At 34.1% G+C, this 18136-nt stretch carries 19 protein-coding genes; 9 read left to right on the top strand and 10 right to left on the bottom strand.

Annotation, left to right across the window (positions count from 1 at the left end):
- Positions 1-22: 22 nt before the first annotated feature.
- From clpX to ACSSV5_RS02295, 4 genes are all read right to left on the bottom strand, one after another.
- Complete coding sequence (clpX, locus tag ACSSV5_RS02310) at positions 23-1258, bottom strand: ATP-dependent Clp protease ATP-binding subunit ClpX (protein WP_454244599.1); 1236 nt, start codon at positions 1256-1258, stop codon at positions 23-25.
- Positions 1259-1933 (bottom strand): ClpP family protease, encoded by a 675-nt coding sequence (locus ACSSV5_RS02305; RefSeq protein ID WP_211064723.1) that lies wholly within the window; start codon positions 1931-1933, stop codon positions 1259-1261. It abuts the gene before it with no gap.
- Between the two features lie 18 nt (positions 1934-1951).
- Entirely contained in the window at positions 1952-3274 is a 1323-nt protein-coding gene (tig, locus tag ACSSV5_RS02300; protein ID WP_454244598.1) for a trigger factor, read from the bottom strand.
- 71 nt (positions 3275-3345) lie between these two features.
- Positions 3346-3630: a phage holin family protein gene (locus tag ACSSV5_RS02295; RefSeq protein ID WP_247653744.1), complete on the bottom strand. Its 285-nt coding sequence runs from the start codon at positions 3628-3630 to the stop codon at positions 3346-3348.
- Here ACSSV5_RS02295 and ACSSV5_RS02290 point away from each other — a divergent pair.
- Positions 3515-3763 (top strand): hypothetical protein, encoded by a 249-nt coding sequence (locus ACSSV5_RS02290; RefSeq protein WP_247653777.1) that lies wholly within the window; start codon positions 3515-3517, stop codon positions 3761-3763. The two genes, ACSSV5_RS02295 and ACSSV5_RS02290, sit on opposite strands and share 116 nt — an antisense overlap.
- A 23-nt stretch (positions 3764-3786) precedes the next feature.
- Here ACSSV5_RS02290 and ACSSV5_RS02285 read toward each other — a convergent pair whose 3' ends face one another.
- From ACSSV5_RS02285 to ACSSV5_RS02270, 4 genes are all read right to left on the bottom strand, one after another.
- Positions 3787-5322 (bottom strand): SGNH/GDSL hydrolase family protein, encoded by a 1536-nt coding sequence (locus ACSSV5_RS02285; protein WP_454244597.1) that lies wholly within the window; start codon positions 5320-5322, stop codon positions 3787-3789.
- A 10-nt stretch (positions 5323-5332) separates the two neighbouring features.
- Entirely contained in the window at positions 5333-6592 is a 1260-nt protein-coding gene (locus ACSSV5_RS02280) for an OmpP1/FadL family transporter (protein WP_454244596.1), read from the bottom strand.
- Between the two features lie 115 nt (positions 6593-6707).
- Positions 6708-7472 (bottom strand): alpha/beta fold hydrolase, encoded by a 765-nt coding sequence (locus ACSSV5_RS02275; RefSeq protein ID WP_454244595.1) that lies wholly within the window; start codon positions 7470-7472, stop codon positions 6708-6710.
- Positions 7469-8182 (bottom strand): pyridoxine 5'-phosphate synthase, encoded by a 714-nt coding sequence (locus ACSSV5_RS02270; protein WP_454244594.1) that lies wholly within the window; start codon positions 8180-8182, stop codon positions 7469-7471. Before ACSSV5_RS02270 ends, ACSSV5_RS02275 begins: the two co-directional genes overlap by 4 nt.
- Positions 8183-8264: 82 nt before the next feature.
- Between ACSSV5_RS02270 and ACSSV5_RS02265 the strand changes: the two genes are divergently transcribed.
- The 8 genes from ACSSV5_RS02265 to murI all read left to right on the top strand — a co-directional run bounded on the left by ACSSV5_RS02265 (position 8265) and on the right by murI (position 16202).
- Complete coding sequence (locus tag ACSSV5_RS02265; protein ID WP_454244593.1) at positions 8265-8918, top strand: hypothetical protein; 654 nt, start codon at positions 8265-8267, stop codon at positions 8916-8918.
- 5 nt (positions 8919-8923) lie between these two features.
- Entirely contained in the window at positions 8924-9805 is an 882-nt protein-coding gene (locus ACSSV5_RS02260) for an NAD kinase (RefSeq protein WP_211064731.1), read from the top strand.
- 116 nt (positions 9806-9921) lie between these two features.
- Positions 9922-10635 (top strand): type IX secretion system protein PorG, encoded by a 714-nt coding sequence (porG, locus tag ACSSV5_RS02255; RefSeq protein ID WP_454244592.1) that lies wholly within the window; start codon positions 9922-9924, stop codon positions 10633-10635.
- Between the two features lies 1 nt (position 10636).
- Positions 10637-11374 (top strand): isoprenyl transferase, encoded by a 738-nt coding sequence (locus ACSSV5_RS02250; RefSeq protein WP_454244591.1) that lies wholly within the window; start codon positions 10637-10639, stop codon positions 11372-11374.
- Between the two features lie 55 nt (positions 11375-11429).
- The gene (locus tag ACSSV5_RS02245; protein ID WP_454244590.1) at positions 11430-13949 is read left to right on the top strand and encodes a BamA/OMP85 family outer membrane protein; all 2520 of its coding nucleotides are present in this window, start codon (positions 11430-11432) and stop codon (positions 13947-13949) included.
- A gap of 4 nt (positions 13950-13953) precedes the next feature.
- Positions 13954-14799, top strand: coding sequence for an OmpH family outer membrane protein (locus ACSSV5_RS02240; RefSeq protein WP_454244589.1), 846 nt, complete (start codon positions 13954-13956; stop codon positions 14797-14799).
- A 41-nt stretch (positions 14800-14840) separates the two neighbouring features.
- The gene (locus ACSSV5_RS02235; protein WP_211064735.1) at positions 14841-15350 is read left to right on the top strand and encodes an OmpH family outer membrane protein; all 510 of its coding nucleotides are present in this window, start codon (positions 14841-14843) and stop codon (positions 15348-15350) included.
- 57 nt (positions 15351-15407) lie between these two features.
- The gene (murI, locus tag ACSSV5_RS02230) at positions 15408-16202 is read left to right on the top strand and encodes a glutamate racemase (RefSeq protein WP_454244588.1); all 795 of its coding nucleotides are present in this window, start codon (positions 15408-15410) and stop codon (positions 16200-16202) included.
- On the opposite strand, the gene ACSSV5_RS02225 is transcribed toward murI, so the two are convergent.
- Positions 16199-17218 (bottom strand): PorP/SprF family type IX secretion system membrane protein, encoded by a 1020-nt coding sequence (locus tag ACSSV5_RS02225; protein WP_454244587.1) that lies wholly within the window; start codon positions 17216-17218, stop codon positions 16199-16201. The genes murI and ACSSV5_RS02225 overlap by 4 nt on opposite strands.
- 14 nt (positions 17219-17232) lie before the next feature.
- Positions 17233-18136 (bottom strand): T9SS type B sorting domain-containing protein (locus tag ACSSV5_RS02220; protein WP_454244586.1); only part of this gene is annotated, 904 nt, incomplete at its 5' end.

Here is an 18136-nt window from a genome sequence, read left to right as displayed (position 1 = left end):
CCCCCATCAAATTTAGTTTTGCTTAAGATGCCGCTTTAAGCTTTTTTAGTGTAGATTTTTGCAAAGCATTTTCGACATAATTTTTAGTTACTTTTAGAGTTTTATCATCACCGTCAGGCATGTCAAACATAGCATCGGTAAGGACGGCTTCGCACAATGAACGCAGACCTCTTGCTCCGAGTTTATATTCAAGGGCTTTTTCTACAATCAAATCTAATGCACCATCTGTAAAAATGAGCTCGATATCGTCCATAGAAAATAGTCTTTCGTATTGCTTAACAATAGCATTTTTGGGCTCTGTCAAGATTCGTCTGAGCGTTTCTTTATCTAAAGGATTCATATAGCTTAAAACTGGTAAACGCCCAATAATTTCTGGTATTAGACCGTAATCTTTAAGATCTTTTGGAATGATGTATTGAAGTATGTTTTCTTTGTCAATGCCAGCACCGATTTTTGACGCACCGTAACCCACGGCTTGCATATTGAGGCGTTTAGAAATATGACGGTCAATGCCATCGAAAGCACCGCCTGCGATAAACAAAATGTTTTCGGTATCGATTTCAATAAAATTTTGGTCGGGATGTTTTCGACCGCCTTTTGGTGGTACGTTGACTGTAGTGCCTTCGAGGAGTTTCAGCAAGGCTTGTTGCACGCCTTCACCACTCACATCTCTTGTGATTGACGGGTTATCAGATTTGCGGGCAATTTTATCAATTTCGTCAATAAATACAATTCCATTTTGGGCTTTTTCAACATTGTAATCGGCTGCTGCGAGAAGTTTAGTAAGTATGGTTTCAACGTCTTCGCCAACATAACCTGCTTCGGTAAGCACTGTTGCATCTACAATAGCAAGAGGCACATTGAGCATTCTGGCAATGGTTTTAGCGACTAAAGTTTTGCCAGTCCCAGTTTGTCCTACCATAACGATATTACTTTTTTGGATTTCAATATCGTCTTTTTTATTTTTAGGTTGAAGTAGTCTTTTGTAATGGTTGTAAACCGCTACGGACATCACTTTTTTGGTATAGTCTTGACCTATGACGTATTCATCCAAAAACGCTTTGATGGCTTTGGGTTTTTGAAGTTTGAAATCTTTATCAATATCGCTTTTATGGTGTGTGGTGATTTCTTCTAAAACAATGCCATGAGCTTGTTCAATACACTTGTCACAAATATGAGCATCCAATCCTGCAATCAGCAAGTTGGTTTCAGATTTTTTACGTCCACAAAATGAGCATTCAAGATTTTCTTTAGCCATTTATTCTCTTTTTAAAATTTCATCAATCATCTTATATTCTAAGGCTTCATCTGCATTCATCCAAAAATCTCTATCGCCATCTTCATAAACTTGATTGTAATCTTTACCCGTATGTTTTGAGATAATTTGATAGAGTTCTTCTTTGAGTTTTATAATTTGTTGAGCTGTAATTTGAATATCATCCGCTTGACCTTGAGCACCGCCCATAGGTTGGTGTATCATCACACGAGAATGTGGCAAACCAGAGCGTTTGTTTTCTGCACCAGCACAAAGCAAAACAGCTCCCATTGATGCCGCAATGCCTGTGTTGATTGTGGCTACATCTGGCTTGATAAACTGCATTGTATCATAAATGCCAAGACCAGCATAGACGCTTCCACCTGGCGAGTTGATATAGATTTGAATATCTTTTGAGGCATCTGTAGATTCTAAAAATAAAAGTTGTGCTTGAATAATGTTAGCCACTTGATCATTGATTGGTGTGCCAAGAAAAATAATACGATCCATCATCAGTCTTGAAAACACATCCATTGCTACAGCATTCATCTGTCGTTCTTCAATGATGTTGGGCGTCATTCCCGTAGGAATCATACTCGTAATAATCTTGGAATAATAATTAGAGTTGATGCCTTGGTCTTTGGTGGCAAACTTTTCAAATTCTTTGTTTATATTCATATTGTCTTTTGTAACAGTCTATTTGTAAACTTCGTCAATAAATTTTTCATAAGTTACTTTTTTAACTTTTAGGTTAACATTTTCCTTGTAGAAATTAAGCAACTTTTGGTTTATCACTTGGTCTGAAATCTTTTTAGCTTCCTCATCTTTTTGAAGAATATTTTGTGCAATGCTGTCGAGTTGTTCTTCTGGCATATTGTCTTGGCCAAATTGTGCCAACTGCATTTTGATACGATCTTTGGTCGCATCTTTTATTTCATCAGAGGTTACTTGAAGGTCGTTGTCTTTAATAATTTTGCCTTCAATCAACTGAAATCTTAGACCTTTTTCACTTTTTTCAAATTCTTCTTTAGCTTCATCTACCGTCAATTCTTTTTCGCCAGACATCCTTAACCATTTTTGAAGAAATTCTGATGGCAAATCAAAACTTGTGTTGTCAATTAAATATTCTGAAACATCATTGAGCAATTGTTGGTCGCTTTGTTGTTCGAGTTGCTTTTCGGCATCAGATTTGATTTTTTTTCTAAGGTCTTCTTCTGTATTAATCTCTTCGCCAGGATATATTTTTTCAAAGAATTCTTCATTGAGTTCAGCGAGGATTTCCTCATTGATTTCGCTGATATTAAAAGTTACCTCAACATTCAAGTCTTTAGCTTTTTCTTCCTCAATTCCTAAATGTTTAGCTAAGTCTGAAGTTTCTTTAAACAAACCCTTAGTTTTAAAACTTACGCTGTCATTGACTTTTGCTCCAACTAATAATTTTTGGTCTTTTTTGCTTTTAAGGTCTTCAACTTTCAAAGTGGTTTCGTGGTCAATTTCTTCGTCATCATTGACAAAAGTTCCTTGAACTAAAAATCCAGGTTGAACTTCGTTTTGAGAGACCAACTTGCCGTATTGTTTGCGAATAGATTTGATCTGATTGTCAATCATTTCTTTATCGGCTTCAATTTTAAAATGTCTTACCCCTTTTTTAGGTTTTAAGTCTATCTCAAAATCAGGTACTAAACCCAATTCAAACTCAAATTGGTAATTTTCCTTGTTCCAATCAAAATCATCTTGTTGTTTTGGAATAGGATTACCGAGAATATCAAGTTTTTCTTCAGTAATGTATTTGTTGAGTGCTTCTTGAAGCAATTTGTTAACTTCATCAACCAAAACGGCTTGACCATATTGCTTTTTGATAAGCCCTAAAGGCACGTGACCTTTTCTAAAACCAGGTATATTGGCTGATTTTTTATAGTCTTTTAAAATTTTATCGACTTTAGGTTGATAGTCATCTTTTTGAATATCAACTTTTACAACAGCGTTGAGTGAGTCTTTATTTTCGTGCTTAACATCCATAGGTTTTCTATTGAATTTTGAGTTTGCAAAAGTACAATTATTTTATGGCTTAGACAAAATCTGTTAAAGCTTTACTTTTTCTTAGATAATGCAAAAAGAAATGACTGAAAGATAGATAATAAAATACTAAAAAGCAATGCCGACCAAAACCCACTGACTTCAAAGCCACTCACCAATGCGTCGCATATCAGAATAATTAAAGCATTGATAACCAACAAGAAAAGACCAAATGTCACGATTGTGACTGGCAAAGTAAATATAACCAATATAGGTTTAACAAATAAATTAAGCAGGATTAACAGTGCAGCAACAACTGTTGCAATCAAAAAACTGGAAACATTAATCCCTGGTAGAATATTGGCTAAAACCACAACAGCAATAGCACTGAGCAGAATTTCAACAAGTGTGTTTAAAGACCTAGAGTTTCTCATAATGTGTGTAAAAATAAAAAAAACTGCTAAAGTATTGAATTTCTTTAGCAGTTTATAAAATATTTAATACGTTAAAATATGTTACAAATCAGTATTATCGCTAGTGGCAATAGTTCTGAAATCGCCTATATTAACAGTAGGAAGCGTTGAACCATAGGTTTGGTTGATGGCTTCAATACTTTTGTTAGCCACTAAAGCATAACCACGTGGCGTAAGGTGAACACCGTCAAGTGAAAACGCACCACCAGTTACAAATGTTGACGATAAAGTACCACCGTCATAAGGAATGCCAACTTCAGCTTCTTGCAACAAAGCATTGACATCCACAAAGGCTAAACCATTGGCTTGAGCTGCACTTTGAATGGTAGCGTTGTAAGCATTACGAGCGTTATTAATCATCATTTGCTCATCAACAGTTAAAACACTTTCATCGCCTAATGGAACTGTTACACCAGTAATTAAAGTGCCTTGTTCATCTAAAGCATTTCCAATATTGCCAGAAGCAGTTAATGGTATCAAATCTTCGTTAGTAGCTTGACGCAATTGAGCAAGAAGGCCAGCCGTTTGAGGATCTAAATTAAAAGGCGGTGCTAACAAAAACTGACTGATATCGGTTAAACTTTCGTCGGTTAAGGTTACAAAATTTTGACCCGCTTGAAAATTGATTTGTCGTTGAGCTGCTTCTTCGGCTGAAATCAAACTAAACTGAACTAAACCAGGTAAGATTTGCTGATTATAAGCTGCAAATTGTTGGTTTAAAACATCAGCGGTTTGAGCATCAAGTGGAACTGCATTTCTGGGAACGGTAGTAAAAAAAGGAATAGAAGTAACATCAGGAATATTGTAAAGAACACCTCCAGAAGCATTAGCACTTAAGGCATTAACATAACCTGTATAAATTTGAGCAAAAACATTAGGATCGGTAATGTCAGTTGAGCCGTAAGTCGCTGGGTCAAGGTTTCCTGTTTGATCAACACCAACACCTCCAGAAGAAGCAAAGCCTAAGATATCGTTATTACCAATCCATAAGCTAAAAAAACTCGGGTTTTGAGCTACAGCATCTTCTATGACAGTAGCACTTGGCGATGAAGCAAATCTCACGAAATATGGATTAGCTATTGTGCCAACATTGCTAATGTCTCCATAGCCTGAAAGTCCAAGATGAAAGCTTTTTGCACCTGGCACGCCCATATTGTTAAAAGGCCCTTGTTGAACATTAGCAATATCTGTTTGCGGAGTCCCTGAAATATTGTCGGGAAGTGGTTGTCCAGACAGAGTAGATAAAACCAAACGCGTATCAAAACCTGGAATGGGGTTGCCATTTAGCAACAATCCACCTAAGTTATCAGCCATAAGCGGTTGATTAAATTCTCCACCACCAACTAAAGCAAATTGTTTTGCTAAAATGTTAGGAAAAGAATTCATTTGACCTTCGCGATACAGTGCGTTATCAGCAAAACCTGCTGTTAAAGAATTTCCAACGCTAACAAAATTAGAAAAGTCAGCTTCTCCAGTGTCATAAACTTCGTTGTCTTCAATAGCATTATCAAATTCAGCTTCACAGCTTATAAAAAAAACTGCTGAAAAAAGTAGTAGGTATAATTTAAATATTTTCATCATAATAATTTTAGAGTTTGTAAGAAATGCCTAATCCTGGAATAAACGTAGTACTTTTATATGTTCCACTAAATGGAACTGTTATTCCATCTTCAATATAACCATTATAAGATGCATCGACTTCGCTAAATCTTAAATATAAGAAAGATGCGTCTATAGAAAGTTTATCATTAACATCATAAGTGAATCCTGCAGTATATCCTTGAGAATCGTTTCTTGGGGTCTCAGGTGAAAAAAAGTCAGATTGGACGGGAGTTTCATCATAATAAAAACCACCTCTTAAAGTTAATTGATCCATCGCTTCGTATTGAACTCCAAATCTGTATGTACTTGCATTTTCATAATTTCTTGGATTAAATGAAGGTGAGATGTTTGGGTCATTAAAGTAAATGTCTAATGAATCGTAAGCTTCCCACATGGCTCTATTATAATCAAAAGCAAAGAGCAGTTTATCATTGAACTCGTAGGACAAACCTACGGTAAGTTCGGCAGGCATAGGCAAAGATGCATTAAAAGTAGTTTGACCGTTAGATACTGGAACAAGCGAGGAATTAGGTATATTAGTAAAGGTAGCATCCGCGTCTTCAGCTTTAAATTCTATTTTTGATTTATAATTAAAACCGATTCTCAATTTTTCAGTTGGTGTAAACAGAAAGCTGGCATTCCATCCCCATTCGTCAACTCCACTAGCGTCAATCTCTACACTTGAACGCTCTCCATTTTCATCTGTCAAGGTTCTATTTATATTTCTTTTAAAATTAACATTGCCAATGGCATATATCGGACCTCCACCAATGCTAAAATGTTTGGATAACTTAATAGATAATATGGGTTGTATAAAAAATGCTTCCAATTTTATGTCATTAACTAAGTGAGAACCTGGCCAATCTTTTTGCCATTCTACACGACTTCCAAAAGGCGTAGTTACAGACAGTCCAGCAGTTAGCCATTCATTGATTTTGTAACTTCCATAAAGGTAAAACGGTGTACTTACATTGTCTTCAACTTCAGCAAATTGACCTGTATTTGTATTTTGCCATTTAGTTGAGGTAAATATACCAAAACCACCAGCTGAAATGTTGAGTTTGTTCTCTAAATAAACTAATCCCGCAGGATTAAAAAAAGCAGATTCGGCATTGTTAACTACAGCAACACCAGTATGTCCCATAGCCAAAGCTCGATTGCCTTGTAAACTTACTCTATATCCACCAGCAAAAGCTTGGACAAAAGCAAAAGTTGCAAGCATAGAAATAAATAGTGATTTTTTCATAAATTGATTTTTAAGAGATAAAATTTATATTAATCTTAATTTAACACTCCAAATTTAACATTAATTTAGAATTAACAAAGCTTTTTTTTAATTTATTATGCTTGCATAATAAAATTTATGATATAAATTTCAATGTTTCACTAAGAAAAGACTTAGGATTTTCGGCATGCACCCAATGACCAGTATTGCTTATGGTTTGGATTTTAAAGTTTCTAAAGTGCTTGTTGATCAAGTCTTTATCACCTTCTGAAATGTAATCTGAATGTTCTCCTTTTATAAATAATGTTTCCCCTTCATAGATAAAATGTTGTGGTAGAGCTTGACCGATATTTTCTTTGTTATTTATAAAGACGTCAATATTAGGCTTAAGATTTAATGTGTTGTCTTTTTCTCTTTTTAAATTTTTTAATAAAAACATCCTAACGCCATTATCATTGATTTTTTCTTTTAAAATTGCGTCGGCTTCTTTTCTCGAGGTAAGCTTGGTTTGTTGTAGGGTTTTTAAACGCTCTAAAATATCGTCGTGATGGGGTTTGTAATACCTTGGCGAAATATCTACAACAATCAAATGAGTCAGTAATTCTGGGTGTTGACATGCAAAATACATCGCCACTTTTCCTCCCATAGAATGCCCGATTAAAACTGCTTTTTTTATACCTTTATCTTTAAAATACTCATTGACATCTTTAGCCATAATTTCATAATTAAAATCTTGGCTGTGTGGACTTTTACCATGATTTCTCAAATCTAGTAAATGAACTTCAAAACCAGCTTTTGCATAAGCTTTAGATAAGGTTTTCCAGTTGTCTCCCATACCTAAAAATCCGTGAAGAATCACAATTGGCTGTCCTTTTCCTGAGATTTGTGAATGTAGTTTCATTGTAATTTTTTTAAATAAGATTGGATAACGTTTTCTAATCCTTGGTATAAAGCTTCGCATATCAGAGCGTGACCTATTGACACTTCTTTTAAGTTTGGTATTTCTTGTGCAAAATAAGCGATGTTTTCTAAATTTAGGTCGTGTCCTGCATTAAGGTCAATATCCAATTCATTTGCTAATAGAGAAACTTGTACATAATCTTTGATAGCAGTAGCTTTGCTGTTTTTGAAATTTTTAGCATAAGCTTCTGTGTATAGCTCAACTCTATCAGTGTTTGTGGTTTTGGCATACTTTAGCATTTCTATGTCAGGGTCAACAAAAATAGACGTGCGAATGCCTGCATCTTTAAAGGTTTTAATAATATCTTTTAGGTAGTCTTGATGTTTTTTGGTATTCCAACCCGCATTTGAAGTGATAGCATCTACAGCATCTGGCACTAAGGTAACTTGAGCTGGTTTTGTTTCTAAAACCAAGTCGATAAACTTTAAGTTGGGGTTGCCTTCAATATTAAATTCAGTTTTGACTACTTTTGATAAGGCTCTGACATCTTCATAGCGAATATGTCTTTCATCAGGTCGCGGATGAACAGTGATTCCTTGAGCTCCAAAAGCCTCAATATCAATTGCTGACTGAATTACATCGGGCATATTGCCACCTCGTGCATTTCTTAAGGTTGCGATTTTATTAATATTTACGCTTAATCTTGTCATATCATAAAATTTTCTTAGCAATTACAAAAATACATTCTTATATGTTGCTATACTTATTATTTTAATTATTTTGCATTTAGTTATGAAGTTAAAAAATCACATAAAAGCCACACCAACTTTAGAATTGAAAGATTCTATTCAAGACGCAAAACATTTGTTTGAACAAACAAAACGCACTTCTGTTGCTGTTTTAGACGATAAGCAATATAAAGGACTACTTTTTGATGATGATTTGGTTGATTATAAAAATGAATCACTTTTAAATCACATTAAGGCTAAGCTTAAAGACATTTACCTCTTAGAAGATTTTACAATTTTTGATTGGCTAAACACAATGTCTTTATATCAAATTCAAGACATTCCTTTAATCAATTTGAATAATGAATATTTGGGAAGTTTGAATATTAATGATATCATTCTTAAATTTTCAAACACAGGTTTAAATGTAGATAGATCTAGTGTTCTTATTTTGTCTAAACCTTCAGATGAATTTAAATACAGTGAAGTTTTTCAAATTTTGGAAGCTAATGATGCAAAAGTATATGGCAGTTATATCAACCATACTGATAAAAATCAAACTGAAATAGTTGTAAACATACATCATCAAGGTCTTAACGAATTGCTTCAAAGTTTTAGACGTTACGGCTACAATATTATAAGCTTTCACCGAGAAGATCAGCATAGAGAAACATTAAAAAATAATTCTGAATATCTTTCAAAATATTTAACCGTTTAAACCTTATGAAAGTTGCAATTTTCGGTCAAGCTTTTTATCCAGATTCTGCCAAATATCTCAAACAGATCATCGCTGTTTTTCAAAAGAGAAAAATCAATTTTTTGTTTGAAAAACAGTATTTAAAACTCATTTTAAAAAACCATTATTTAGATGAAGCAAATGGGTTTAAAACTTTTGAAACCCTTGATTCTTCTTTTGATTTATTTTTCTCACTTGGTGGCGACGGCACAATTTTATCATCGGTAAAATTTGTAAAAGACATCGATATTCCTATAGTTGGCATTAATACAGGAAGACTTGGTTTTCTCGCCACAATACACAAAGATGAAGTCAGCTCGAGCATTAATGATATTTTAGATGGCGATTATAGCGTGTCTGAACGCTCACTGCTTAAAATAAAAAGCACTAACGCCCAATTTAATGCTCAAAAATTTAATTTCGCATTAAACGAAGTTACCGTCAGCAGAAAAGATACCACTTCAATGATAAGCATAGATACTTGGATAGACGACGAACACATAGGTGCTTATTGGTCTGATGGGCTTATCATAGCTACACCAACGGGGTCAACAGGATATTCACTCAGTTGCGGTGGTCCTATCATTAGCCCGCAAACCAAATCTTTTGTTCTATCGCCAATTGCACCTCACAATTTAAGTGCTCGCCCATTGGTTGTTCCAGACAAAACAAAAGTGAGACTAAAAATTGCAGGTCGAGAAGATAATTTTTTGTTATCTATGGACTCAAGGATAAATGTTCTACCACAAGATGATGAAATTATAATCAAAAAAGCTGACTTCAACATTAAATTGGTTTCCCACAAAGACAATAGCTTCTTAAAAACTTTAAGAACAAAACTGTTTTGGGGTAAAGATCATCGAAATTAAAGCAATATTTCTACTAATTATTAGTTGTATTCTACAAATTTAATTTTATGTATTCTTTGGATAACATAATTACTATATTTGCCCACTTTTTGAAAAGCCAACTAAAATATCTATAAATGAAGTTTTTAAGCTTCTTACTTTTTTTAACATTCGTATCTCATAATATAGTAGCTCAAACCTATGAAATTGGACCGATGTTGGGTAGCACAACATTTGTTGGAGATGTAGGGTCAACGCAAGTTTTAGGCTTTGATGAATATGCAAAAAAAGACAAAATATCATATGGCTTATTGTTTAGATGGAACAGAAGCAACAGGCATTCTTTTAGGTTTTCAGCTATGAGAATTCAAACATTTGGAATAGATAACGATTCAAACATCCCAGAAAGACAAGCAAGAAATTTAAGCTTTTTTACAGATATTAATGAAATATCAGTAGGTCTAGAATACACCTTTTGGGAGTGGGATTTGCACGCTCTCAAAAGACCTCAGCTTGTCCCATATTTATCAACAGGAATAGCTTATTTTTTTACAGATCAATTTGCTAGAGCTGGAGATGAATTGATCAAAGTCGATAACCTTAATAATTTTGCTCTACCGCTAACAATAGGAGTTAAAACAACATTAGGAAGAAAATTTGTGCTATCCGCTGAATTTTCAGCTCGATATACATTTTCAGACAATATAGACGGCAGTGCACCATCAGAATTAAACAACGAAAATGCTTTCCCTGCTTTTGGTAATTCTAATTCAAACGATTGGTATATATTTGCAGGGTTTTCAATAACCCGTACCTTTGGCAGAAAACCGTGTTACAATTGCAAATTTTAATATGACTGAACTCAAACTTGACAAATCCAAAATACCAAAACACGTTGCCATTATTATGGACGGCAATGGTCGATGGGCAAAAAACAAAGGATTTAAAAGAGTAATTGGTCATGAAAAAGGCACGACTACCGTCAATAAAATTGTAGAAGCTTGTGTAGAATTAGGAGTTGAATATCTTACACTATTTGCTTTTTCAACTGAAAATTGGCAAAGACCAAAATACGAAATCAATAGCTTGATGAAACTCTTATTATCGTCTTTAAGAAAAGAGCTCAATAATATGCATGACAAAAAAATTAAGCTATCAGCTATCGGCAACACAGCAAAACTTCCTGAAAAAGTCAAAAAACAACTCGAAGAAGTAAAAGATGCTACAAAAAACTATGATAAGCTAAAGTTAACCCTAGCTTTAAGCTATGGTTCAAGAGAAGAAATCATCAATGCCGTAAAAAAAATAAGTCAAAAAGTTAAAAATAATTTAATTGACATCAACACTATAGATGATTCAACCATAAATACACATCTTTACACCCATAATTTGCCAGATGTAGATTTGCTAATAAGAACAAGCGGAGAACAACGAATTAGCAATTTTATGTTATGGCAAATTGCATATGCAGAACTATATTTTTGTAAAGAGCTTTGGCCTGATTTCACAAAAGAACATCTTTTTGAAGCCATTAATAATTTTCAGAAAAGAGAAAGAAGATTTGGAAAAACAAGTGAACAACTTAAATAACAGCCTCAAAATATTTTTATTTTTTGCTTGTGTTGTTTTATTTACAACGCATTCAATGGCTCAAGACGTATCCCTGTCTGGTGGTAAAAAATACACCATCGGAAGCATAACTGTAACTGGAGCCAATTCCTACAATGAAAAAACAGTGATTGCTTTTACTGGATTAAAAAAAGGAGATGAAATATACATTCCAGGCAAAAAGCTAAGTGAAGTTTTAGAAAAACTATGGGATTTAGGCCTGTTTAGCGATATTAATTTTTACTTGACCAAAGTAGAAGACAACGTCGCTCATTTAGAGTTAGAAATAAAAGAAGTTCCTAAGCTTGTAGATGTTAAAGTACGTGGTATAAAAAAGAAAAAAAGAAAAAAAATAATCACTGACAATCAACTGACCAAAGGGAAAAAAGTTACTGAAAATCTTATAGCCAACACAAAAAACAACATTGCAAAAAACCTCAGAAAAAAAGGCTTTCTCAATGCAGAAGCAAAAATAAATACAACTGAAGTTAAAGATTCATTAGACCAAACAATCGGTGTAAATATGAACATCAATGTTCTCAAAGGAGACAAAGTAAAAATTAAAAAAATCAACATAAAAGGCAACGAAAAAATTTCAGATGGCAAAATACGCCGTAAGTTTATGAAGAATACTAAGCAAAAATTTCTCCCTAGATTTTGGAAACGCTCTAAACTAATTCCTGAAGATTTTGAAGCCGATAAAGATAATATCATAAAACAATACAACGAAAGAGGATATCGAGATGCCAGAATTGTTTATGATTCGGTAGTTAAAAAAAATGATAAAGAAATTGAAATCACTTTAAAAATTAACGAAGGAGACCGATACTACTTTGGAGATATCAGTTTTGTTGGAAATTCGGCCTATTCAGACGAAGAGCTATCTAGACTTATTGGTATCAAAAAAGGAGACCCTTATAATGGTGTGTTGTTTCAAGAAAAAATAGCAGATGGCTCAAAACCCGACGCTCAAGATTTAACCAATCTCTATCAAAACGATGGCTATCTTTTTTCTCGCATTGTACCAGTTGAAACTAAAATTTATAACGATACTATTGATTATGAAATCCGAATAAGAGAAGGAAAAATTGCTTACTTTGACGAAGTCTTGATTACAGGAAATGACAGAACCAACGACAATGTGATTTACAGAAATTTGCTAACTCGACCTGGTCAGCAATACAGCAGACAAGCCATTATGTCAACCATTAGAGAGTTGGGTCAATTAGGTTTTTTTGATGCTGAAAAACTACAACCAAAAATCAAAAACCCAAACCCAAAAGAAGGAACATTAGATATTGAATTTCCTGTTATAGAAACAGGTAGTAGCCAAATAGAGCTTCAAGGTGGTTACGGTGGTGGTGGCTTTATAGGAACACTTGGTTTGCGTTTCAATAACTTTTCTATCAGAAATATCTTTAATGGAGAAGCTTATAAGCCTGTTCCTATGGGCGACGGTCAATCTATCTCTATTCGTGCCCAAGCCAGTCAATCCTTTAGAACTTATAGCCTATCTTTTGTTGAACCATGGCTTGGCGGACGTAAACCCGTACAGTTTTCAGTCTCACTTTCACAGACTACACAATTTTTATTCAATCCTTTTACTAGAAATGCTGATAAAGATAGAAAGTTTTCAATTACAGGAGTAAGCGTCGGCTTTGCTAAACGCCTTCAAGTCCCTGACCGATATTTTACATTTTCTTCAGCCGTTAGTTTTCAACACTTTAACTTAGATAATTTTAATGTGGGGTTATTTCGATTTCCTAATGGAAGTTCAAACAACTTAGCTTTCACATTAGGTCTAACTAGAGATAACACATTTTCAAACCCGATTTATCCCAAAGGTGGATCAAGATTTGGTGTTACTGCAAAATTCACCCTTCCATACTCAGCATTTGATGGAAGAGACTATGGAAAAATTCAAGAAGAGCGTGAAGTTGCCTTAGAAAATAATGATGAAGCCGAACTTGCAAGAATTGATCAATTACGCTTTGATTGGTTAGAATTTTACAAAATTAAATTCAATGCAGAATGGTTTAATAAACTCTATGACGATTTAGTGCTGAGAACCAATGTAGAATTTGGCTTTTTAGGAGCATACAACAATGACAGAGGCATTCCACCATTTGAAAGATTTTTTGTAGGTGGCGATGGCTTAGCTGGCGTTACACTTGATGGACGAGAAGTTATACGTTTAAGGGGTTATCCTAATCAATCTATCATACCAAAATCAAGGACTAACATCAGTGAAGAATCATTTAATGATGGTGCAACAATTTATAATAAATTTACGTTAGAGTTAAGGTATCCTATAACCTTAAACCCTAGTGCATCAATATATGGACTTACATTTTTAGAAGGTGGTGCAGCATTCGATAATTTTAAAGACTTTTCACCTTTTGAGTTAAGTCGCTCTGCTGGCTTAGGATTGCGTATATTTATGCCTGCATTTGGACTTTTAGGCATTGATTTTGGATACGGATTTGACCCAATACCAGGAACTAACACAGGTCCAAATGGTTGGGAAACACATTTTATAATAGGACAACAATTCTAGACTTATGTTGATATTTGGATCTAATACTAAAACAATTTTAATAGCAATTTTTACAATTGTCGTTGCCCATTCTACCGTCAATGCTCAAAGAGGACTCAGGATAGGCTATGTAGATATGACATATATTCTTGATAATATTCCCGAATATCGCCAAGCCTCGCAAATGCTTGATCAAAAAATTCAAGAGTGGAAAAGTGAAATAGCACTAAAGCAGACTAAAATAGATAATCTTAAAGAACAACTCGAAAATGAAAGACCACTTCTCACTCCAGAGCTTATTGAAGAAAAAGAAGATGAAATAAATTTTTTGCAACAGCAACTTTTAGATTATCAAGAAACAAAATTTGGTGCGTCTGGTGAGTTTATCGTTCAAAAAAGACAACTCATACAACCTATTGAAGATCAGGTTTTTAATGCCGTTCAGGAAATCGGAAACATACGTGAGTATGACTTCATTTTTGAAAATTCTGCAGAAGCTTTATTGCTCTTTTCAGCAGAACGGCACGATATTAGCGACAGAGTATTGAAAATGATAAATAGAAGTGCTCGTGATAGTCGCAGAGAAAATAAACTCGACGAAAAAAAAGAAGAACAAGAAAAAAACCCGCTTCAAGAAATTGCTAATGAACCCTATAAATCTGTAAAAGACGCCAAAGCAGATGAAGAAAAAGAAAAAGAAAGACAAAAGCAAATATCCGAACGCGAAAGACTTAGAGATTCTATTAGAGTAGCTAGAGAAAAAGTAAGAGACTCCATAAGAAATGCAAGACAAGAAGCATTTGAAAAAAGAAGACAAGAGGCACAACACAGAAGAGACTCCATAAGAAAAGCTAGAGAAAATAATAAATAATAATCTAAAATAAATTCTAACAATAAAGTAAACCATTAATTATGAAATCAATTAACACTATTTTTTTGACTTTAGCCATAGTTTTAGGACTAGTAGGCAATGTGAATGCGCAATCTAAAATTGCTCACATAAATACACAAGATTTTATTGAATCTATGCCAGCATACCAAGATGCGATGAAACAAATTAAGCAAGTAGAAGAAACTTATTCTGCCGAAATTGATGAACTCTTAAAAGAAGCTCAGAAGAAAAACGAACGCTATAAAGCTGAGGCTCCTACCAAAACAGACGAACAAAATCAGGCAAGGATGCAAGAGCTTCAAGAGATGCAAAACTCTATCAGGGAATACAACCAAACCGCTACTAGAGAAGTGCAAAAAAAGAGAGAAGAATTAATGAGACCAGTACTTGAAAAAGCGAGAAACATCATTCAAAAAGTTGCTCGTGACAAAGGCTTTGATTATGTTTTAGATTCATCTATAGGTTCAGGTGTACTTCTAGCTGATGGATACGATTTATTAGATGATGCAAAAGCAGAACTTTCAAAATAATAAACCGATAGATATTTGTTATTTTAAGCCTCAGTTAATTTGAGGCTTTTTTTTATTATGTCAAACCTAAATTCACCCATTGGAATATTCGATTCTGGACTAGGCGGTCTGTCTATTTTAAGTGAAATTCACAAGCAACTGCCCAATGAAAAACTAATTTATTTTGCTGATAGTGCTAATGCTCCTTATGGAGAAAAAACAGAACAGGAGATTGTAAACTTATCCATCAAAAACACCCAGTTTTTAATTAATAACTCCTGCAAGATAATTGTTATAGCCTGTAACACCGCAACGACTAACGCCATACATGTATTAAGAGAAAAATTTGATATCCCATTTGTAGGTATAGAGCCAGCTATTAAACCAGCAGCTTTTCAAAGCTTATCCAAAAAAATTGGTGTTTTAGCGACCAAAGGTACACTATCGAGCAAGTTATTTTATAAAAATGCTTCATTGCTTAAACAAGAGACAGAAATTATTGAAGTTGTTGGACGAGGAATTGTTGAAGCTATAGAAAACAACTGCACCAACACAAAAGATTTTAATAATCTCTTAAAAAAACAACTAGAAATTTTTATAAAAAATGAGATTGATTATCTAGTCTTAGGATGTTCTCACTACTCTTTTATTACCAAAAATATTGAAAAAATTATGGGTGAAAACGTTAAGATAATAGACTCTGGTTTTGCCGTAGCTAAACAAACCAACAAAATTTTAGACCTCACTAATTTAAGAAAAAAAACAAACCATAATCTAAAAATTGATATCTACACCAACAAAACATCAATAGATGCTTTAAAAAATGTATTGCACTACCTTAACCTAAATATCAACGATATTAATGTCTATTAATAATTTACAGCTGGGCAATTACATTTATACTTTTCACTTCTCTTACCAAAATTATAGCCAAGTGTAAGTTGATGAAAACCAGAATTTGTCAAGACAATGTCATTAGTTTGATAAGTATATGTATAAGCTATCACAAATCTATTATTAAAAGTGAAACCTAAAAAAGGTGAAATATTACTTAATTTTTGACTGTCAACAGATGTACCATCTGAACTATATTCTGCACCATCAAAGCTTCCTCGATAAGACAAGCCACCCCAAACTCGATTATTGTTTTCTAACTCATAGAATACTTTTGCGTTGATATCGATATTGGCTTCTTCTGTAAATTCTTTATATTGGAACATAAAAGAAGGCTGTAAAGACCATTTTGGATTTCTTAAATAAAAATTATAACCTGATGAAATAAGGTATTGTCGCTGATTATCGTTTTCAAATCTCTCACTGAATATCTGTCTATCTTGATTAATTATGTTCTTGACTGTAGTATGGATGAAAAAATCTTGATAATTATAAGAAACTCCTATATCAACATTAAAAAAAGTTTCAGATTGTTCTACTCCATAAATTATAGGATCAGGATTATTAACAATATCTATATCTGTTTCATCTAAAGATTCTTCTATAACTCCAATGCTAGCACCAAATGATAATTGATTTAATACTGAATTTCTACCCGTTAACTGAAGATGATAAGCAAAAGTAAGATATCCTCCAAGTTGAGAAAATCGACCGTTTGCATCATTAAAAAATATACCACCTAATCCAACATTTTCCCCAGCTCTAAAGTTTGCACTAATCGTTTGTAAATTAGGAGCATCATCAACATCAAACCATGCTTGACGCCCTGTTACTCTTATTTTATCGTAGTTTGAAGCTCCTGCCATAGACGGATGTATTAAATACCAATTATCGGTTAAATAATCCTTGTAAATTGGTAACCCTCTTTCTTGAGCATTAGATAAACTATAAAACCCTAATGCTATTAAAACTATAATTATTTTTTTCAATTTCATATTTTTTTTCTCTCTTATCGCTTCAACGTAAAATGTGATTTAAAAGTGCTTGGACTACCTGTTGTAGGTTCTATAAACTCTACTCTAAACCAATAATCCTGTGATGGCATGGCTTTGCCGTTAAATGTTCCGTCCCAACCTATTCCGCCAGGACTGAGTTGTTTGAGCAATTTGCCATAGCGGTCAAATATATAAATTTTTGCGTTAGGTTGATTAGATAATCCTGTGATATTCCATGTTTCGTTAAAACCATCTTGATTGGGTGTGAAAAATGGTGGGAAATCTATCGTTGCAAAACTCACCTGTTGCTCTCCACAACCGCCTTCTTCTCTGCCTCTTATTATATGTGTACCTGGGGTTACAGCGTTAAATACCAAGGTGGTTTGTCCTGGCTCTAAACTGATCCATTCTCCATCATCTAACTGGAATTCAAAATTGCCATTACCAACTATATTACTGACCTCTACCACATAACTTTGACTAAATGATGCCGATAACACTGTGACTTCAAAACTCGGTGGATTGCTCTCTATGATTTCTGCACTGCTTGTGCCTACACAACCTGTGGCGTTGTTGGTTACAGTCACGGTGTAAACGCCTGGCTGATCTGCTTCTATACTCGGTGTGGTATCTGGCAATGCTGTGCCTTCAAAAGTCCATTCAAAACTGAAGTTTGCACTGTCTAATCCTGTATCGATTATTGGTGGTGAGTCTGCATTCTCTATCAATTCACCGTCTTGTCCTATACAAACTATCGCACCATCAAATCCACTGATATCTACATTGGGTAAGGCATTAACTATGATATCAAAACTTAAAAAACGACTCGACTCACACAAGGTTTGCGTATTGACCACTTCGGCTATGATTGTCTGTGGCGTTTGACTGGTTTGATAATTCGTTGGGTCGTCTATTGGT

It is taken from the genome of Psychroflexus sp. MBR-150 (genome assembly GCF_053628795.1).
Note: the sequence above shows the minus strand (reverse complement) of the source record. Positions and strands in the feature narration are given on the sequence as shown.